This is a genomic window from Dolichospermum planctonicum, assembly GCF_005402965.1.
GTDB lineage: Bacteria > Cyanobacteriota > Cyanobacteriia > Cyanobacteriales > Nostocaceae > Dolichospermum > Dolichospermum planctonicum.
Genome location: NZ_BJCF01000001.1, coordinates 74,255 through 94,605, shown reverse-complemented (window position 1 = coordinate 94,605; position 20,351 = coordinate 74,255). Strand labels below are relative to the sequence as shown.

At 38.9% G+C, this 20,351-nt stretch carries 15 protein-coding genes; 12 read left to right on the top strand and 3 right to left on the bottom strand.

Features of this window, described 5'->3' with window-relative positions; all coding sequences use genetic code 11:
- Window positions 1–17 precede the first annotated feature (17 nt).
- Window positions 18–434, bottom strand: coding sequence for a DUF1824 family protein (locus FFO06_RS00440; RefSeq protein ID WP_028083460.1), 417 nt, complete (start codon window positions 432–434; stop codon window positions 18–20).
- Between the two features lie 416 nt (window positions 435–850).
- On the opposite strand from FFO06_RS00440, the gene FFO06_RS00435 reads away from it, so the two are divergent.
- From FFO06_RS00435 to FFO06_RS00420, 4 genes are read left to right on the top strand one after another with little or no spacing between them, the layout of a single operon-like run.
- Window positions 851–2,659: an ABC transporter ATP-binding protein gene (locus FFO06_RS00435; protein WP_137906272.1), complete on the top strand. Its 1,809-nt coding sequence runs from the start codon at window positions 851–853 to the stop codon at window positions 2,657–2,659.
- A gap of 38 nt (window positions 2,660–2,697) precedes the next feature.
- Entirely contained in the window at window positions 2,698–3,126 is a 429-nt protein-coding gene (gene ccmS, locus FFO06_RS00430) for a beta-carboxysome assembly chaperone CcmS (protein ID WP_137906271.1), read from the top strand.
- A gap of 56 nt (window positions 3,127–3,182) precedes the next feature.
- Window positions 3,183–3,626, top strand: coding sequence for a hypothetical protein (locus FFO06_RS00425; protein WP_028091432.1), 444 nt, complete (start codon window positions 3,183–3,185; stop codon window positions 3,624–3,626).
- A 30-nt stretch (window positions 3,627–3,656) separates the two neighbouring features.
- Entirely contained in the window at window positions 3,657–4,880 is a 1,224-nt protein-coding gene (locus FFO06_RS00420; protein ID WP_137906375.1) for a bifunctional sterol desaturase/short chain dehydrogenase, read from the top strand.
- Window positions 4,881–5,323: 443 nt separating this feature from the next.
- Here FFO06_RS00420 and FFO06_RS00415 read toward each other — a convergent pair whose 3' ends face one another.
- Window positions 5,324–5,980: a class I SAM-dependent methyltransferase gene (locus FFO06_RS00415; protein ID WP_137906270.1), complete on the bottom strand. Its 657-nt coding sequence runs from the start codon at window positions 5,978–5,980 to the stop codon at window positions 5,324–5,326.
- Window positions 5,981–6,077: 97 nt separating this feature from the next.
- Here FFO06_RS00415 and hemH point away from each other — a divergent pair, with 97 nt between their 5' ends.
- Window positions 6,078–7,244, top strand: a complete 1,167-nt coding sequence (gene hemH, locus FFO06_RS00410; RefSeq protein WP_137906269.1) for a ferrochelatase — start codon at window positions 6,078–6,080, stop codon at window positions 7,242–7,244.
- Window positions 7,245–7,343: 99 nt separating this feature from the next.
- On the opposite strand, the gene purB is transcribed toward hemH, so the two are convergent.
- Window positions 7,344–8,639 carry an adenylosuccinate lyase gene (purB, locus tag FFO06_RS00405; protein WP_137906374.1) on the bottom strand — a complete coding sequence of 432 codons (1,296 nt, stop codon included), beginning with the start codon at window positions 8,637–8,639 and terminating at the stop codon, window positions 7,344–7,346.
- 189 nt (window positions 8,640–8,828) lie between these two features.
- Here purB and FFO06_RS00400 point away from each other — a divergent pair, with 189 nt between their 5' ends.
- From FFO06_RS00400 to FFO06_RS00370, 7 genes are all read left to right on the top strand, one after another.
- Window positions 8,829–11,357 (top strand): mannose-1-phosphate guanyltransferase, encoded by a 2,529-nt coding sequence (locus FFO06_RS00400; protein ID WP_137906268.1) that lies wholly within the window; start codon window positions 8,829–8,831, stop codon window positions 11,355–11,357.
- Between the two features lie 363 nt (window positions 11,358–11,720).
- Window positions 11,721–12,803 (top strand): trypsin-like peptidase domain-containing protein, encoded by a 1,083-nt coding sequence (locus FFO06_RS00395; RefSeq protein ID WP_137906267.1) that lies wholly within the window; start codon window positions 11,721–11,723, stop codon window positions 12,801–12,803.
- Window positions 12,804–12,878: 75 nt separating this feature from the next.
- Entirely contained in the window at window positions 12,879–13,448 is a 570-nt protein-coding gene (locus tag FFO06_RS00390; RefSeq protein ID WP_137906266.1) for a COP23 domain-containing protein, read from the top strand.
- A 112-nt stretch (window positions 13,449–13,560) separates the two neighbouring features.
- The gene (locus tag FFO06_RS00385) at window positions 13,561–16,596 is read left to right on the top strand and encodes a tetratricopeptide repeat protein (protein ID WP_137906265.1); all 3,036 of its coding nucleotides are present in this window, start codon (window positions 13,561–13,563) and stop codon (window positions 16,594–16,596) included.
- A gap of 788 nt (window positions 16,597–17,384) precedes the next feature.
- Window positions 17,385–18,650, top strand: a complete 1,266-nt coding sequence (locus FFO06_RS00380) for an aspartate aminotransferase family protein (protein WP_137906264.1) — start codon at window positions 17,385–17,387, stop codon at window positions 18,648–18,650.
- A 332-nt stretch (window positions 18,651–18,982) separates the two neighbouring features.
- Complete coding sequence (locus FFO06_RS00375) at window positions 18,983–19,759, top strand: sulfite exporter TauE/SafE family protein (protein WP_137906263.1); 777 nt, start codon at window positions 18,983–18,985, stop codon at window positions 19,757–19,759.
- Window positions 19,760–20,165: 406 nt separating this feature from the next.
- Window positions 20,166–20,345 carry a replication restart DNA helicase PriA gene (locus FFO06_RS00370; protein ID WP_137906262.1) on the top strand — a complete coding sequence of 60 codons (180 nt, stop codon included), beginning with the start codon at window positions 20,166–20,168 and terminating at the stop codon, window positions 20,343–20,345.
- The last annotated feature ends 6 nt before the right edge of the window (window positions 20,346–20,351 follow it).

Below are 20,351 nucleotides of genomic sequence, written 5' to 3'. Positions count from 1 at the left end.
CGATTGTAAACGAAATTCTAGACAAATAAATCGAGGGGTAAATGTCCATACATTTCGTTAACTCCTCCCTCTTGATAGGACTGACAAGATACTAGCACTCCCCGATGATGACCAGAATAGGAATCGAGATAACACAAGCCATTTTTGCCATTTAATTTGATGTAAACTGGTCCTTCTGGTTGCGGTAAATCAGTTGGTGGTTGATAACCCAAAGCGCGAGAATAGGTTTTCATGGCTAAAATTCCCTCTTCGGCTGTATCAGCACAAATACCTAAAATTTGATAATCAGTCAGACTGGTGACAAAAATTAATGCCTCACGGGTGGGAATTTTCTCCGACGGTTTCAGAATGGGGGCGATATCCAGACAGTTGAATTTGTTGAGTATTTTCCTGGCTTCTGGCAGTGAGAGTTGCTGATAATTGGGAGTAGACATAATATGATTTGTCTAGTTTTACGTCTGGTTTAGGTTGTGGGAGTGAGATTTGATCACATTACTAGCATTTTTGAACAAAATCAAGATTGATATGACATATTCCGCTCTAAAAAAGCTAATAATTGCCGGTAAAATTAGCACATCTTGTTTCTAGGCAATGTCATTATACCGTTGATTAACGCTCTGGTTTTACTTGAGAATAATTTTGGCGATAATATTTTTCTAATATAATTGCTAAAACTGGAGTTTGCCAAATTAGTAGTTAACAATAATCGTCAAGGTTCGATGACGATAGATGCCAATTTATTCCTGAAGGAAGATAACTGTATCTATTATTTCAATTTTCATAACTGATTAACTTGATTATGTGGTAATATTAATTGTAAGTAATTAGCAATTAATAATTAGTAATTAATGTGAATATACCATTAAAATCTCCCCGCTTATCACAAAGACGTACAAATTCTGTACATCCTCTCCAGCGTTTATTTAAGTATGGACATAAGTATACTAAACAAATTCGGCTGGCCATTGGCGCTTCTATCTTGAATAAATTTTTTGATTTAGCACCACCTGTATTAATTGGGATTGCGGTGGATGTGGTAGTCAAGCAAGATAATTCTATCATTGCTGGGTTAGGTGTCAAGGATATTTATGGGCAATTCTTAATTTTATCCTTGTTGACGGTGATTACTTGGGTGTTGGAATCATTGTTTGAATATGCCTATAAATTATTATGGCGCAATTTGGGGCAGAATATTCAGCATAACTTAAGATTGTCCGCATATAAACACCTGCAAGAATTAGAATTAGCTTATTTTGAAGAACGTAGTACGGGGGGTTTAATGTCTATCCTCAGTGATGATATTAACCAATTAGAGCGGTTTTTAGATGTGGGTGCAAATGATATTATTCAAGTCACGACAACTATTATCATCGTTGGTGGTGCATTTTTTATTTTAGCTCCTAGTGTGGCTGGGATGGCAATTTTACCCATGCCTTTTATTCTCGGTGGTTCGATAGTTTTTCAGAAATTTCTCGCCCCTCGTTATGCTGATGTTCGGGAAAAAGTAGGTTTATTAAATAGCAGATTGTCTAATAATTTGAGCGGAATTACTACCATTAAAAGTTTTACTGCCGAAGATTATGAATCTGCTCGTGTAGAATTAGAAAGTAATGCTTATCGTCACAGTAATGCAGTAGCGATCGCCTTATCTGCGGCTTATATTCCCATCATTCGGATGTTCATTTTAATAGCTTTTACAATATTGCTATTATTCGGCGGTATGGAAACAGTAGCCGGAAGGTTGGCTGTCGGTGCTTATAGTTCTTTGGTGTTTTTAGTGCAGCTTTTATTATGGCCATTAACCAGATTAGGAGATACTTTTGATTTATATCAAAGAGCTATGGCTTCTACTAATCGAGTCATGGATTTATTAGATACTCCTATGACAATTCCTGGAGGAAATATTGATTTACCTATAGATATGATTCGGGGAGCTTTAGAATTTAAAAATGTCAGCTTTGCTTATCAGAATAGAAACCCAGTTATCAAAAACTTATCTTTAGAAATTCCAGCGGGAAATACAATTGCTATTGTGGGTTCAACAGGTTCAGGTAAAAGCACTTTAGTTAAGTTATTACTGCGTTTTTATGAAGTACAAAATGGTAAAATCACTCTTGATGGAATTGATTTACAACAGTTAAATTTACGAGATTTACGCCGCGCTATTGGTTTAGTCAGTCAAGATGTATTTCTATTTCATGGTACAGTGGGAGAAAATATTGGCTATGGTACTTTCACTGCTACTAATGAAGAGATCATCATGGCCGCGAAAATAGCAGAAGCTCATGATTTTATTATGAATTTACCCCAAGGTTATGAGACAATAGTAGGGGAAAGAGGACAAAAATTATCTGGAGGACAAAGACAACGAATTGCGATCGCTCGCGCAGTATTAAAAAATCCACCAATTCTGATTTTAGATGAAGCTACTTCAGCAGTAGACAATGAAACCGAGGCCGCAATTCAACGTTCCCTAGAACGAATTACGGTCAATAGAACTACTATAGCTATAGCTCATCGTCTTTCGACAATTCGCAACGCTGATTGTATTTATGTCATGGAACATGGTAAATTAGTAGAAGCAGGAACTCATGAACAACTGTTAGAAAAAAATGGCATTTACACCAGTCTCTGGCTGGTGCAATCTGGGTTAAAATAGAGAAAATTATCATAAAATAAAATTACCAATTAACGATCATGTTTAGTATTCCCCAACCAGAAACAGAAGACAATAAATGGCGCAGACAATTAGATAAATTTGTCAAAAAAAATCAGCCAGAGCTAGCTGCACTTTTTTGGGGGTTGTGGTTAGAAAATGGCAATAGTCAGGGAACTATCGGTATTGATTTCCAACCAACTCCCCATTTTGTCTATTGTCCCCAATCCGAAATAGAAAAGTTGAATGATAGAGTTGAAAATCGTCTCCAAGAAATTTTGGGAATTATTGATAATCATAAACCCGAAACAGAGGTAGTCATGATTGGAATTGGTAAAGGAGAAATTAAACTAATCCAATTCGCACCCAAATCATCACCAGAAGCCTGTTTTCATGAAATAGGAAAAGATGTAGATGGATTATTGGATTTACTAGAACAGCGATTAATTGAGCAAATTAGCGATCGCTAGAAGCATTGATTGTGCTATAATAGGTCAGAAAAAATACACAATAATTGAATTAATTTATGATTCACCATTTTTCTATTGCTGCTGAAAATCCCCAACATACAGCCGCAGTTCTCGCCGAAATCATGAACGGAAACGTCCTTCCCTTCGCTCCTCATTCAGGTAGTTACATGATGCTATCCCCCGACAAATACGGAACAGGAATTGAAGTTTATCCATTAAAAATTGTCATCCAACCTGGTGAAGGAGAACAAAGTTGTCAGTTTCAAGAAACTTCTCACCCCAACAATTTTACAGCTACTCATGCAGCCATTTCCGTTGATTCTACCCAAGAACAAATAGAAGCAATTGGTCATAGAGAAGGTTGGAGAGTTATCCGTTGTCGTCGTGCTTTCTTTGATGTGATGGAATTTTGGGTAGAAAATAGAGTCATGATAGAATTTCTCACACCAGAAATGACAGATCAATATTTAAAACTCACACAGTCAGACAACTTGCTTTAATTCAGAAAAAGTGCTACTACTAGAAAAATGATGATTTTGGCTCAAAGCTTAACTATTGACTCGGTTTTAGTAAATAACTGTATCCAGTTCACAACCTGGGGATTTTCCTCCCTCCTACTCGCGGAAATTGTCAGAGATGCTTATCATGCTTTGTGTCATCAAGTCACATGGTTAGCGAAATGGCATAATAAACATCATGCTGTATATAAACGGGATTTAACTTTAATTTCCCAACAAGCCTACGTAGACTCCCAATTGTATCACGATATCGTCGAATCGGTGATACTAGTAATCATCTTAACAATAATTGCCTTAGTAGCCCATCAATGGGGGTTATGGTTAGGAGTTGCTTATGCTGTTACTTTTTTATACGGTGCATCCCTGCGATATTTCCAAGGAACAATAGATACAGACTACAATCATTTACCCGGACCATTAGACGCAATTCCCTCCGTTTGGTGGGTAAATAGAAGCTATCATTGGCGACATCATTTTGATGATGTTAATGCTTACTATAGTGGTGTTTTTCCCCTAGTAGATAAAATTCTGGGAACAGGGCTTTCTCTCAAAGGAAAAACCGTAGCTTTAACAGGTGCTTCTGGTGCATTAGGACAAGCACTAGTAGGCGAATTATTAAAGCATAACGCCAAAGTGGTGGCATTAACAACCAACCCGGAAAAAATTACAATTCAACCGCGGGTTAAAGTTATCAAATGGGAATTGGGTAATGAAGCACAACTACAGGAAAGTTTAGAAAAAGTTGATATTCTCATTATCAATCATGGGGTAAATGTCTATGGAAATAGAGATTCTACTGCCATTTATAACTCCTATCAAATTAACACATTTTCCGCCTTAGAATTGATAGATATTTTTTCTGCAACCGTCAGAGGACCCCAAGACAAAGCCACCAAAGAAATTTGGGTAAATACATCAGAAGCAGAAGTTTCCCCAGCCTTCAGCCCTTTGTATGAACTGAGTAAAAGAGCATTAGGGGATATTGTCACCCTCAAAAGATTAGAACAAAATTGTGTAATTCGCAAATTAATTTGCGGACCATTCAAAAGTCAATTAAACCCCTATGGTATCATGTCAGCGTCCCAAGTAGCAAAGGGAATTTTATTTTTCGCCAAACGAGATTTTAGAAATATTATCGTCACAGTCAACCCCTTGACCTATATACTATTTCCCCTCAAAGAATTTAGCACCTGGTTATACTATCGGATTTTTAGTAAAAGGATGAAAAGCGAATAATTATAAAAATAACATTGCTAAATAAAATCTAACAGTCTCCTTTCTCTCCACCTCTGTGTCCTCTGTGCCTGGAGTGGTTCGTATCAAATAAGATAACTAATGATTTGTGAAAATGATCTAATCTCAAAATAACATAGTATACTGGGGTTAGTCGTATTTAACCCCAGTTGGATGAGCGAAAACAATTGCACTTTCCGGTGTTATGAGGTACATATCTAGCGGGCAAGATGCCCGCACCACAAGAGTTTCATGATTCAACTTTGTACCTCATCAGAGCGGAAAACGCTGTAATTCCCTGGCTTCCTTGGAGATTTTCTGTGAATATTTAATGATTATAAATTATGATTCAGAGAAAAATATATTTTCTATCATTCACAAAAACCTATATTTCATAAAAAAACATCCTGTTAATCCTCTAATTCTGGATATCCTGATTCTGACCATTATTTCTCTTGAAAATCTTGACCATTCTCAACCATCTTCTTCCCCTGAATTACCTGCAAACTCCCACCAGCATATAAACTAGGTTGACCGACATCAAAACCATAATCTGTTAACAAACCGGGTAAATCTGTTCTCAACAATTCCCAAGCTGTCTCAGTTTCAAATAACCAGAAAAATACCGCTAACCCCGGCCAAAATAGGGGATTTGTTGGGGGGTGAAAATCTATCAAAGTAAAAACTCCCCCCGGTTTTAACACTCGATAAACCTCCGTAATGATTTTTCGCAGTTGTTCCGGCTGCATTTCGTGTAAAGCCGCGCTAGTATGTACTACATCAAATAAATTATCTGCAAAAGGCATATCTTCCGCAAAAGCTTGGATATATGTAGCCTTTGGTACATTTTTCTGCGATCGCTGTATAGATAATGGAGAAGCATCTAAACCGGTGACATGATTGGAAAAATTCACCAAAAATCTGGTAACATGACCACTACCACAACACAAGTCTAAAATCTGGGTATCTGCTTTTAGTTCTAAATTTTCTAAAGCTAGACGACGAAACCGGGCTTCACCCCCCACAGTGACAGCGGCTAACCGGGAGATGCTATCATATAACCATTGGTATCTGTAACTCAAATCTCGAAAAATTGTCGCCATTGTATTTTTCCTGCCGATAAAGCTTTATATTTAATTAAAGATATATTGTTAACAACTTTAGTAAAAAATCTGTAAAGATTGGGGGAAAGTAATTGCTATGGGTCGTATAGGGGTATTATTACTTAATCTTGGTGGTCCAGATAAACTCGAAGATGTCGGACCGTTTTTGTATAACCTGTTTTCAGATCCAGAAATTATCCGTTTACCGTTTCGCTGGATGCAAAAACCCCTAGCTTGGTTTATTGCTACCCGCAGACAAGAAACATCTCAAGAAAATTATAAGCAAATTGGTGGCGGTTCTCCATTGCGACGGATTACAGAAGAACAGGGAGAAGCTATTAAATGTCAGCTAGGTAAATTAGGACAGGAGGCTAATATCTATGTAGGAATGCGTTATTGGCATCCTTACACAGAAGAAGCTATTGCCCAACTTACCCAGGATAACATTGATAAGTTGGTAATTCTCCCCCTTTACCCGCAATTTTCCATCAGCACTAGCGGTTCTAGTTTTCGGTTATTAGAACAATTATGGAAGGAAAACCCCAAACTCCAAGGTCTTGAATATACGGTGATTCCTTCTTGGTACAAAGCATCAGGTTATTTGCAAGCCATGTCAGAACTGATCATTGGGGAACTGGAGAAGTTTCCTGATCCTGATCATGTGCATATATTCTTCAGCGCCCACGGTGTCCCTAAAAGCTACGTCAAGGAAGCAGGTGATCCCTACCAGCAGGAGATTGAAGAATGCACTTACTTAATTATGCAAACCCTCAACCGTCCTAATCCCCACACTCTGGCTTATCAAAGTCGTGTTGGTCCTGTAGAATGGCTACAACCTTATACAGAAGATGCACTGAAGGAACTAGGCGGAAAAGGGGTGAAAAATCTCGTAGTTGTTCCCATTAGTTTTGTTTCCGAACATATTGAAACACTACAAGAAATTGACATTGAATACCGAGAAATAGCTGAAGAAGCAGGAATACACAACTTTGGACGGGTCCCAGCACCCAATACCAATCCGGTGTTTATTCAAGCTTTATCTGACTTGATTATTGATGCCCTTAAACAACCCAACTTGAAACTCTCTCAAGTTACCCAAATGAAAAAAAGGGTGAGAATGTATCCTCAAGAACGTTGGGAATGGGGAATAACCACCAGTGCCGAAGTTTGGAATGGTCGAATCGCCATGTTAGGATTTATTGGGTTGATGATCGAGTTAGTTACAGGTAAGGGCTTACTGCACGTGATCGGACTGTTACATTAAACATCTTCAAAAAAAAGATTGTAGAGAAGTTCCATGGGACTTCTCTACCAGGGTTTTAGGAAACGCACATTTAATTTTCACCCCCATCTATAATCAATTCTAAATACCCAGTCGTTGATAAACTTGTTCTAAATGCTGGAGATGATGTTGCGGATCAAAACAAGCTTCTATCTCAGCAGTTGACAAGTTTTTAATGACGCGCGGATCTTTGGTAATTAAATCACGGAAGTTCCCTTCTGGTTTGTTCCAAGCGGTGTGGGCGCTTTCCTGAACTATGGAGTATGCTTCTTCGCGGTTCAGTCCTTTGTCAATTAAAGTCAATAATACTCTTTGACTAAAAACTACTCCACCATAACAGTTGAGATTCCGTGTCATGTTTTCAGGATAGACCAGGAGGTTATTCACCAGGTTAGTGATTTCGTGTAGCATGAAATGGGTTAAAATGCAAGCATCTGGTAAAATTACCCGTTCTACAGAACTGTGGGAAATATCCCGTTCATGCCATAAAGCGACGTTTTCTAAAGCTGCACCAGCATAACTCCTGACCAGTCGTGCCATTCCTGTTAACCGTTCAGAACGGATAGGATTACGCTTGTGAGGCATAGCACTAGAACCCTTTTGTCCCTTGGCAAAAAATTCCTCAACCTCTAAAACGTCTGTTTTTTGCAGGTTACGAATTTCTACAGCAAACCGTTCTATAGAGGCAGCGAGTAGCGCTAATTGTTGCACAAAGTCAGCATGAAGATCACGGGAAATTACTTGTGTAGAAGCAGTATCTGGTTTCAGTCCGAGTTTTTCACAAGCGATCGCTTCCACACGCGGTTCTATATTAGCATAAGTTCCCACTGCACCAGATATTTTCCCGACTGCGATGGTTTTCTTGAGAATTTGCAGCCGTTCCTGGTGTCGTAATACTTCCGCTAACCAACCAGCTAACTTAAAACCAAAGGTAATTGGTTCAGCGTGGATACCATGCGATCGCCCAATCATCACCGTATACCGATGGGTTGTAGCTTTTTTGCGAATTGCTGCAATTACATCTTCTAAGCGTTTTAACAACAAGTCCAGACTAGCCACTAATTGTAAAGCTAAAGCAGTATCTAATACATCTGAACTAGTTAGACCTAAATGAATATAGCGACCAGCATCACCTACATATTCATTAACATTTGTCAAGAAGGCAATAACATCATGACGAACTTCCGCTTCAATTTCTAGCACCCGTTTGGGGTCAAAATTCGCCTTAGCCTTAATTTCCTCAACTGCTGCTGCTGGAATATAACCCAGTTCTGCCTGTGCTTCGCATACCGCGATTTCTACATCTAGCCAGGTTTTCAGCTTATAGGTTTCACTCCACAGATTGCCCATTTCCGGCAAAGTATAACGCTCAATCACATTTACAGGATCTAATACAACTGTCATATTTTACATTGTAAATTACCCCTTGTGGAAAATAGACAAGAGGGTTAATCAACAGAAGAATTTTGATCAGATGTTTCTTGGGGAAGTTCCTTAAATCCCAATATCTGTATGAGACTAAAGGAAGAAAAACATCTTGATTTTTATTCAAGTCTAGGAGGATTTATGCGTGCAGTGTTAATGGCAGGTGGGTCGGGAACGCGGTTGCGTCCTTTGACTTGTGATTTACCCAAACCCATGGTTCCGATCTTAAATCGTCCTATTGCTGAACATATTATCAATCTTCTTAAAGGACACCGGATTTATGAAGTAATTGCTACATTACATTATTTACCAGATGTTCTCCGTGATTACTTCCAAGATGGCAGTGATTTTGGTGTACAAATGACCTATGCTATTGAAGAAGACCAGCCTTTAGGAACGGCAGGTTGTGTAAAAAATATTGCTGAACTTTTGGATGAAACCTTTTTAGTGATTAGTGGTGATAGTATCACAGATTTTGATTTGACTGCGGCCATTGAATTTCATCAACAAAAACAATCAAAAGCGACTTTAATATTAACCCGTGTGCCTAACCCCATCGAATTTGGTGTGGTAATTACAGATACAGAAGGACGCATTAACCGATTTTTAGAAAAACCTTCCACCAGTGAAATTTTTTCTGATACCGTCAATACTGGAACTTATATTTTAGAACCAGAAGTTTTAGATTATTTACCAGAACACACTGAATGCGACTTTTCTAAAGATTTATTTCCCTTACTACTAGCTAAAAATGAGCCAATTTACGGTTATGTTGCCGAGGGATATTGGTGTGATGTAGGTCACTTAGATGCCTACCGTGAAGCCCAGTATAATGCTCTAGAAAGGAAAGTTTTGCTCAAAGTAAGTTATCCAGAAATTTCCCCTGGTTTATGGGTAGGACAAAATACTTATATTGATCCTACAGCCAAAATTGACACTCCAGCGGTAATTGGTAATAATTGCCGAATTGGTGCAAGAGTACAAATTGAAAATGGAACAGTGATTGGTGATAATGTGACAATTGGTGCTGATGCCCATCTAAAAAGACCAATTATTTGGAATGGAGCAATCATTGGTGATGAAGCCCATTTATCAGCTTGTGTAATCGCTCGTGGTACTCGTGTAGACAAACGCGCCCACGTTTTAGAAGCGGCTGTAGTGGGTTCATTATCCACCGTGGGAGAAGAAGCGCAAATTAGTCCTGGTGTGCGAGTTTGGCCGAGTAAAAAAATTGAGTCCGGCGCTATTCTCAATATTAATCTGATTTGGGGAAATACCGCCCAACGGAACTTATTTGGACAGCGGGGAGTACAGGGATTAGCCAATATTGATATTACCCCAGAGTTTGCGGTCAAATTGGGTGCTGCCTATGGTTCAACCTTAAAACCGGGTTCAATAGTCACCGTTTCCCGTGATCAACGCAATGTTTCCCGCATGGTGACACGCTCTTTAATTGCTGGTTTAATGTCTGTAGGTGTAGATGTGCAAAACCTCGATACTACAGCTATTCCCATCGCCCGGACGGTGATCCCCACAATGTCCGTAGCGGGGGGTATTCATGTGCGAGTACACCCAGAACGCCGTGATTATATCTTAATTGAATTTATGGATTTTAAGGGCATTAATATCTCTAAAGCCCAAGAAAAGAAAATTGAGGGGGCCTATTTTAAAGAAGATATGCGTCGTTCCCAAAGTCATGAAATTGGTGATGTGATATATTCTAGCCAATTGATGGATCGCTACTGCAAGGCCTTTGAGAAATTATTGAATGTGGACACTCTGCGTAACAGTCGGGCAAAGGTGGTCATTGACTATGTTTACGCCGTGTCTGGGGCAATTTTACCGCAAATGCTAGATAAATTTGGGGCTGATGCGGTGGTATTAAATGCTAGTTTGAATAAAACGGCCATTTCTAACGCTGATCGAGAATTACTATTAACTCAATTAGGCCACGTTGTCGAGGCCGTAAACGCTAACTTTGGGGTACAAGTATCAGCTAATGGGGAACAACTAATTTTAGTTGATGAATCGGGTTTTCCCATTCGCGGTGAAATGTTAACCGCTTTGATGGTTGATATGATGTTAACTGCTAACCCTAGAAGTTCCGTCGTTGTTCCCGTTCATGCTTCTAGTGCGGTGGAATTAGTTGCCCATCGTCATGATGGTAATGTAATTAGAACTAAAGCGAATCCGACGGCTTTAATGGAAGCTTGTCAAAAAAATTCTCACGTGGTTTTAGGTGGTAGTGGGGAAACTGGGTTTATTTTCCCCCAATTACACCCAGGGTTTGATTCCATGTTCTGTATAGCCAAGCTGATTGAAATGTTAACCATTCAAGAGCGATCGCTGGCAACCGTACGTTCTGAATTACCCCGTGTGATTAATAGAAATTACACCCTTCGCTGTCCCTGGACTGCTAAAGGGGCGTTAATGCGTTATTTGGTCGAAACCCACCCCGCTCAAAATTTGGAATTAATTGACGGTGTGAAAATTCGTCAACCCTATGATGACAATTGGCTTTTGATTTTACCAGATGCCAGTGAGCCTTTGGTTCATCTCTATGTTAACAGCAGCGATCGGGATTGGGTTGATGAAACCCTCAGAGATTACCGTTCCCGTATTCAATATTTTGTCGAACGTGAACAGGAGAATTACAGATTGGATATGTAAGCGGTGGGATAATTTACAGCAAGTAGCTTTGAGTGAAGTACACCTTGTGCGGGCAAGATGCCCGCACCACAAGAGTTTTATTATTAATATCTGTACTTCATAATATCGGGAACTGCTGTATGTTCCGTGTCCAGACACAAAGGAGCAAAAACCCAAAGTTTGAGATTTTAGATCTTCTCATGGTTATTCCCTATTTCCTGGAATAATTTTGGCTTGGGAATACATGGACGGGAACAGAATATTTACTAGTTACGTCAAAATAGACGAGTTTCATCTGAAAATTACTTTTACACAACTATTGTCTGAAAAACTATAGTTGTTTTTTTTTGGCATCTATCTACAGTTATCAGGACATCTCCCCCTATGATCAATCATGTAATGTTCCGATATGGAACCTTAACGCTTTTTTCGATATTTACCCTGATGGGGACAATTGGCGTTAAGACTGTACTTGCATCATCAGCAGAAGAAGCAGCCAATCGCGTTTGTACTCAAGGCAGTGCCGCCGTTGTCACAGTTAAAATTGGTAACGCCCATGGTAGCGGTTTTTTAGTCAGTCAAGATGGTTTAATTATTACCAACGCTCATGTCGTAGATGGTAGTCCTAGCGTTGTTACTGTGGTATTTCAGGATGGTAAACAAGTACCCGCCGATGTGATCGGTTTTGCTAGGGGTGGAGTAGATTTAGCAGCCTTAAAAATCCAAAACCGCAGAAATTTACCATATCTAAGTTTAGCTCGTCCTGGGACTGCTAAAGTAGGTTATCGAGTATTTGCGATTGGTAGTCCTCTTGATGCTGATAACCGTGATACCTGCACCCAAGGTAATATTAGCCGCATTCGTCCCGACGGAACTATTCAACATACCGCACCTTTAAATCCTGGTAATTCTGGTGGCCCCTTATTAAACAGCCAAGGGGGAGTGATTGGTGTCAATACTAGTGTAGCTTTAGCTCCCGTTATTGTTGGTGGTATACCAGTGGGTGGTATACCTGCTGGAACTGGTATTAACTTTTCTCAACCAGGAGAAAAAGTCAAATCTTTTTTAGCAGATATCAAACAACAAAAAGTTTCTCCTATCTCGACCCTCCCTACAACAAAAGAACCATCTTTAACAACTATTTCCCTTGACGGTCAAGTAATTAATAGTAGTTTAAATAGCAGTCCTGATTATTATATATTTTCAGGTCGAGGAGGTCAAACAGTTGTGATTGAAATGGATAGTCAAAAGATTAATCCTTTCTTAACCTTATCTCAAGTTATCGAATCTGATGCTGGGAAGAAGATTGAAAAAATTGTTGAAAATGATGACAAAGGAGCAGGTAATTTTAATGCTAGAATTGTGATCACATTACCAGCAGATGGGACTTATTTAATAACTGCCACTTCTTCCGAAAAGGGGGAAACTGGTAATTATAGTTTACGGGCTATTTCCAAATATGAGTAGGTTGGGTTGACGAAGGAAACCCAACATCCATTTTAATAATCAACATCATTTTTTTATTCAGGGGAATCAAAAATCATGAAATTACAATCACTTTCCACCTTTTTAGGATTAACAACATTGACCTTAACCATGAGCATAAATCCTGGTTTTAGTCAAGATAATACGTCTGAAAATCAACCCAATCAAGTTACATTTTTGTGTCAAGAAATATTTGATCCAGCCAGTGGTGAAAAAGTTCCCGCTACCATTGCTTGGGTTCCTGAACGTCAAGGTCACGTACGGTTTATTGGTTGGAAATCCGAGTATTTTGCCAAAGGTGGCTGGGCTCCTCAAAAACGTTGCCAAGAAGTATCTAAAAAATTCCAGAATTTTTATGAAGCAGGTCGTTTAAACCGCTTGACAACGGGTAAAAACAATGGTTATTCTGTGGTTTGTGCTGTGGCAATTGATGAACAAACTTGTAATGGTAACAATCAATTATTTACCCTAAAAAATAATAGTGACCCAGGATTAGTTCTGGAGCAACTTGTGAATATATCCCAGGGTAAAAGTTCAGAACCACTTTGGCAAAGTTCAGGAAATAGTAAGTATTTGAATGTGCGTAATTATTTGCAAAATGCCCCGCTTGTGAATATTAAAAAATAGCCATTTAGAAAATAGCTATTCTTGACACAAATAAAAACGATATCAACGGTGCGTTACGAATAAAGCTAACGCACCCTACAAATTACAAACCATCTACTAATCAATAAGTAACATGAACCGCAATCTTGCCATTATTTCCTCTTTATTATTCCTATCTTTCCCTCCCTTGACATTAGCAAATGTTCCCCATTCCTTAGCTCAAACAATTACCCCGGCTACCTGTAATTTAGAACCTGATAACCCCGAAAGTGGAGAATATTCACGACAAAAACTCCAAACCCTTGCTAAACAAATTACAGTTAGAGTCATGGGTGATAATAACAGTGGTTCAGGAACAATATTTGCTAAAAAGGGCAATTCTTATTTAGTTGTTACCAACTCTCATGTTTTACTGGGAGTTAATAAAGTTCAAATTAAAACACCTGATAATCAAATCTATTCAGCCCAAATTTTGCCTAATACTAATTTTGGTAAACTAGATTTAGCTGTCTTGCAATTTACATCTAATCAAAATTATTGTCTACCTAAAGAAATTGCTAGTTTTGATATTAATACAGATACACCAGTTATAGCCGCCGGCTATTCTAGCAGCAAAGGAGAAATGTTATTTAGAACTGGAACAGTAAAACAAATAATTTCTCAACCTACTTTAAAAGCTGGATATGAAATTGGTTATACCAGCGATATTGAACAGGGAATGAGCGGCGGTCCAATTATTAGTAGTCTAGGGTATTTTCTGGGAATTAATGGCATTAGTTCCTATCCTTTAGTCAATTCTGGTTATGTTTATACCAACGGAAAACGCCCCACAAATACAGAAATTCAAGAATTTAGAAAACTCAGTTGGGGAATACCCATTAAAACCGTTTTAGCTCAAGTAAAACCAGAAGTTCTCACCGCTTATAATTTACCTATACCAGATATTAAACAGACAATAGCAGAAGTACCATTAACAGGTTGGTTAGGAGAATTAGAAGCAAAAGCTAAACAAATTACCGTCAGAATTGATAGCAGTAGCGGTAGTAATGGTTCAGGGGTTATTATCGCTAAACAAGGAGATATTTACACCGTTTTAACTGCTGCTCATGTAGTTTGTAAACCACCAGATAAAGTAGGACAATGTGAGCCAAATACTTATAAAATCCTCACAGTAGATGGTAAACAATATCCCGTAGAACCCAGCACCATTAAATTAGAAGCAGGGGTAGATTTAGCAGTAGTTAAATTCACCAGTCGGGAAAATTATCAAGTTGCGACTTTAGCCAATTATCCCACCAAAGATTTTGAATATATGTTCACTGCGGGTTATCCCAGGTTAGGAGAAAAATCACCTTGGCGGTTCACATTGGGACAGATTTATAGTAAGGAAACAGGATTATTACGAACTACCCAATCAGATTTCAGCAGTAACAGTTTGGGTATAGCCCAAAGTGCAGTTTCTTTAACAGGAGGATATGAATTAGTTTATAGTAGTATCACCTTTGGCGGCATGAGTGGGGGACCTGTTTTAGACTCCCAAGGGCGAGTCATTGGTATTCATGGCAGAACTGAGGGAGAAGCTGCTATTGATAATAATAGTAATAGTAAAGAAACTATCCAATTAGGTAATAGTTTGGGTATTCCGGTGAGTACATTTTTGGCATTAGCTACCCGACTGAATACCCAAGCACAAAAGATAGAAACCACCCCACCACCAGAACTAAATCAACAAAAAGTTAAGTCTATTCAAACAGCGATTTTATCAGTAGATGTTTCCCAAGGCAATACTACCGCCAGTCAATGGTTAGAAAGAGGAAATCAACTGTGGCGGTTACGTCGTTATCCAGAAGCAATACAGGCTTTTGACGCAGCAATTAACCAAAAACCAAAGTTTATTCACCTGGCTTATTTTGGTAAGGGTTTGGCGTTATATTGGAGTAGAAAATATCCAGAGGCTATAACTGCATTAGAGCAAGCGGTGAAGTCTCAACCTGATTTTGTGCCGGCTTGGTATATTTTAAGTGTAGCTTATAGAGAATCAAACCAACTGGATAAAGCCTTAGCAGCCATAAATCAAGCCATTCAACTCCAGCCCAATAATCCTAATTTGTATAATCAGAAGTATTTAGTTTTAGGAGATTTAAAAAAATATAAAGAAGCAGCAGCAGCGATAAATAAAGCCATTGAACTCAGTCCCCGTGCAGTATTTTACAACAATCGGGGAGTTGTCCGTTCTGCTTTAGGAGATAAGCCAGGAGCAATAGAAGATTTCAACCAAGCTATCAAGATTAATCCTAACTATGCCCTAGCCTACAGCAACCGGGGACTTGTCCGTTCCCAATTAGGAGATAAGCAAGGAGCAATAGATGATTACAACCTAGCTATCAAGATTAATCCTAACTATGCCAATGCCTACTACAACCGGGGGAGTGTCCGTTATGAATTAGGAGATAAGCAAGGAGCAATAGATGATTACACCCTAGCTATCAAGATTAATCCTAACTATGCTGGTGCCTACTACAACCGGGGAATTGTCCGTTATCAATTAGGAGATAAGCAGGGTGCAATAGATGATTACAACCAAGCTATCAAGATTAATCCTAACTATGCCAATGCCTACTACAACCGGGGGAGTGTCCGTTATGAATTAGGAGATAAGCAAGGAGCAATAGATGATTACAACCAAGCTATCAAGTTTAATCCTAACCTTGCCCAAGCCTACAACAACCGGGGACTTGTCCGTGATGAATTAGGAGATAAGCCAGGAGCAATAGATGATTACAACCAAGCTATCAAGATTAATCCTAACTATGCCCTAGCCTACTACAACCGGGGAAAAGTCCGTAATGAATTAGGAGATAAGCAAGGAGCAATAGATGATTACACCCTAGCTATCAAGATTAATCCTAACTATGCCCTAGCCTACAACAACCGGGGACTTGTCCGTAATGAATTAGGAGATAAGCAGGGTGCAATAGATGATTACAACCAAGCTATCAAGATTAATCCTAACTTAGCCCAAGCTTACGGCAACCGGGGACTTGTTTATTATCAACTTGGTGACAAACAAAAAGCCAGAGAAGACCTGCAACGAGCAGCGCAATTGTTCAAGGCTCAAGGGAATACTGCTGCTTATGAAAAAGCTATGGCTTTATTAAAACAGTTGTAGGGAGTTTCTTTGGTGATGTTAATTGTGATTTTGTCAGAATCAGGATGTCCAGGATTTAAGGATTAACAGGATGTGATTGTGAGATTTTCCCTCGTTCTTTGGCTCTGCTGGGGAATGTTCACGGGAGGCTTTGGATGATAACAATAATATTTTGTCAGAATCAGGATACCCAGGATTTAAGGATTAACAGGATGTGATTGTGAGATTTTCCCTCGTTCCCTGGTTCTGCTGGGGAATGTTCACGGGAGGCTTTGGATGATAACAATAATATTTTGTCAGAATCAGGATGTCCAGGATTTAAGGATTAACAGGATGTGATTGTGAGATTTTTGGTTTGTCTTTGCGTTTTTGGGTGAGATAAAAAGGCCAGCAGAATTGATTGTATAAAAGATTTGGATTTGATGTAGGGGTAGCGCCCCCGTGCCTACTGGTGTTTTTGGGGCAATTACGGGGGGTTTGCCCCTGCGGAATTTTGTCAGAATCAGGATGTCCAGGATTTGAGGATTAACAGGATGTGATTTTTTGATTGTCCGGGACTTACGCAAAATATCTCTCAAACCCTCTTAACTTCCTGTCCTTTGCGTTCTTCGTGGTTCATTCTTCCGTAATTTATGCGTAAGTCCTGAAATAGTATAACATAAGTCCCAAAGGGGATTTATCCCCTCTTGTAGCTTTCATCCCCGACTTAAAAGACCACCTCGAAAACTTTGAGGATTTTTAGGTGTCAATTCCGGGGTTTTCGGCTTATTTTCTTGATTTTCTTATAAAAATTTTCAGGAGGTGCGGTAGTGAGTATCCAAAATCTAGTAGAGCAGCCTACAATCTCTTCAGACATCCCCTTTAGTGCAGATAACTTCAATCAAGTCGTCATGTCCACTTATGGACGCTTTCCCTTGGCTTTAGAACGGGGTGCGGGTTGTCGTGTTTGGGATAGTCAGGGTAACGAGTATCTGGATTTTGTCGCGGGAATAGCCACTTGTACTCTAGGACACGCCCATCCAGCAATGGTAGAGGCTGTAACTAGACAAATTCAAAAACTGCATCATGTCTCTAATTTGTACTATATTCCCGAACAGGGTGCATTAGCTCAATGGATTGTTGATCATTCTTGTGCAGATAGAGTATTTTTCTGCAATTCTGGTGCTGAAGCTAATGAAGCAGCCATTAAACTAGCTCGTAAATATGGACATACGGTGTTAGAGATTGCTAACCCGATTATTTTAACTGCCCATGCGAGTTTTCACGGGCGGACTTTAGCAACCGTTACCGCTACCGGACAACCAAAGTATCAAAAGCACTTTGATCCTTTAGTTCCTGGTTTCCACTATGTCAATTATAACGATATTAGAGCAGTTGAGGCTGCTGTGACTGAGTTAGATGAAGGTAATTATCGTGTTGCAGCTATTTTAATTGAACCTTTACAAGGTGAGGGTGGAGTTCGTCCCGGAGATATTGCCTATTTTAAGCGATTGCGGGAGATTTGTGATGAAACCGGTATTTTGTTGATTTTCGACGAAGTGCAGGTGGGTATGGGACGCAGTGGTAAACTATGGGGTTATGAACATTTGGGAGTAGAACCAGATATTTTCACCAGCGCCAAAGGTTTGGGCGGTGGTATTCCCATCGGTGCGATGATGAGTAAGAAGTTCTGTGATATTTTCCAACCGGGAGAACACGCAAGTACCTTTGGTGGTAATCCCTTTGCTTGTGGTGTGGCACTGAGTGTTTGTGAGACCTTGGCAAAAGAGAATATTTTACAGAATGTCACAGAACAGGGAGCGCATTTACGAGAGGGATTAAAAGCGATCGCTCTTAAATATCCCCAGTATATCACAGAAGTGCGCGGTTGGGGTTTAATCAACGGCATGGAAATCAAAGCGGATATTCCCTTAACTGCTGCTGAAGTTGTGAAAGCTGCTATGGAAGCAGGTTTATTACTTGTTCCCGCAGGTCCCAAGGTTGTGCGGTTTGTGCCTCCCCTAATTGTCACAGAAGCAGAAATCAACCAAGCATTAAAAGCTGTAGAAAAAGCATTAGCTAAAGTAACAGCATAGGTAATTAAAAATTCGTAATTTGTAATTTTAAGAATTATCAATTACGAATTTTTCATCTTGTAAATTACAACAGATCAATTTGGAATAAATTAATCAAAAAAGGTAATAGGCAATATAATAAAGTATTATATGTTATATAACAATATACAGCAAGTAGCTTTGAGTGAGGTACACCTTATGCGGGCAAGATCCCCGCACCACAAGAGTTTTATCATTTTAACCATTACCAGCCTCAACAGATATGATAAGTGTTCAACCGGACATAATATGATCTCATAAACTTGCGGTATTTTACTGTAAAACAGTATAACTAGGTTTATTAACTACAAAAAATGCCGCAAGATCTAACTTTGATTCATAGCTTACTTCTCTTGAGTACGTCCTTTATTGCTGGTGGACTAAATGCTGTAGCGGGTGGTGGTAGTTTTATTACATTTCCGACTCTGATATTTACAGGTGTCGCACCAATTACTGCTAATGCTACTAATAATACTGCTCTGTGGATAGCAGCTATAGCCAGTGCAGGGGCTTATCGTCGAGATTTGAGTATCGAAAAACGACAATTATTACTACTGACTGGCACAAGTATAGTTGGTGGTGTTATTGGTTCAGTGGCTTTATTATATACATCACCGGATGTATTTAAAAAGATGCTACCCTATTTGTTACTATCAGCAACCTTAATATTTACATTTAGTGATTCTTTGAAAAGCTGGCTGCAACTTAGGACTAGAAATGATTTTTCTGCAACCCCACCTTTGTTTATTCTGCTAATTTCTCAATTGCTAATCTCTATTTATGGTGGTTTTTTTGGTGCTGGTATAGGCATTTTAATGTTAGCAACTTTAACCTTTTTAGGTATTAAAAATATTCACGCTATTAATGCTTTTAAAAGCTGGTTAGGAAGTTGTATTAATGGTGTGGCAATTATTCCCTTTATGTTCGCTAATTTGATTGCTTGGCATCAAGTTATTATCATGGCAGTCGGAGGTTCTTTAGGTGGTTATTTATGCGCTCATTTTGCTCGCAAACTAGAACCCGGTTTAGTACGAAAATTTGTCATAGTGGTAGCTTTTGCTATGACTACCTACTTTTTTATTCATGGTTAAGTAGGTAGGCATCATTAAATACAAATCATTAAATACAAGATGAGTAACCCCACAATAACTGTATAACTTGTGGGATAGACATCTTGCCTGTGCAAATATTAATTAAATATAAAACTACTAATTTTGTGGCTTTGATTACAGTTTTTTCCATCTGGTAACGCTTGAATACAAAAATAACCTATTTTTCCCAGATAATAAACAAGACTATCTCAAGGATTACACCATAGGGATCACCGCTAATCTAAAGCTAATCTAAAAAAGTTACATCTAAAGTAAATTTATATATCTGAGGCATGATGATAAGAATTATCAGGTTTAAGATGATAAAAGATATCAAGTTCAGGACAATTAAACATTTTTTGTCAATTTTTCTCAAATCAAAAATTATAATTTTAGGGTTTTTAAAATGCAAGTATTACAAAAGATTCATTGCCCAAATTGCGGTAGTGCGGCTGAACGTCACTATATTGCTGATAGTCAAATTACGCGGACACAATGCCCTAGTTGCGACTACCTGATGATAACTTGCACTCGCACTGGTAAAGTCATTGAGGCTTATGCACCAGGTATTTATGCTAGGAAATAATTGACA

Bases quoted from the DNA above. Each gene is read 5' to 3' on its own strand.
- FFO06_RS00440 (WP_028083460.1), bottom strand. From the start codon at position 434: ATGTCTACTCCCAATTATCAGCAACTCTCACTGCCAGAAGCCAGGAAA.
- FFO06_RS00375 (WP_137906263.1), top strand. From the start codon at position 18,983: ATGCCGCAAGATCTAACTTTGATTCATAGCTTACTTCTCTTGAGTACG.
- FFO06_RS00425 (WP_028091432.1), top strand. From the start codon at position 3,183: ATGATTCACCATTTTTCTATTGCTGCTGAAAATCCCCAACATACAGCC.
- FFO06_RS00420 (WP_137906375.1), top strand. From the start codon at position 3,657: ATGATTTTGGCTCAAAGCTTAACTATTGACTCGGTTTTAGTAAATAAC.
- FFO06_RS00390 (WP_137906266.1), top strand. From the start codon at position 12,879: ATGAAATTACAATCACTTTCCACCTTTTTAGGATTAACAACATTGACC.
- FFO06_RS00400 (WP_137906268.1), top strand. From the start codon at position 8,829: ATGCGTGCAGTGTTAATGGCAGGTGGGTCGGGAACGCGGTTGCGTCCT.
- hemH (WP_137906269.1), top strand. From the start codon at position 6,078: ATGGGTCGTATAGGGGTATTATTACTTAATCTTGGTGGTCCAGATAAA.
- FFO06_RS00385 (WP_137906265.1), top strand. From the start codon at position 13,561: ATGAACCGCAATCTTGCCATTATTTCCTCTTTATTATTCCTATCTTTC.
- ccmS (WP_137906271.1), top strand. From the start codon at position 2,698: ATGTTTAGTATTCCCCAACCAGAAACAGAAGACAATAAATGGCGCAGA.
- FFO06_RS00370 (WP_137906262.1), top strand. From the start codon at position 20,166: ATGCAAGTATTACAAAAGATTCATTGCCCAAATTGCGGTAGTGCGGCT.
- FFO06_RS00395 (WP_137906267.1), top strand. From the start codon at position 11,721: ATGATCAATCATGTAATGTTCCGATATGGAACCTTAACGCTTTTTTCG.
- FFO06_RS00415 (WP_137906270.1), bottom strand. From the start codon at position 5,980: ATGGCGACAATTTTTCGAGATTTGAGTTACAGATACCAATGGTTATAT.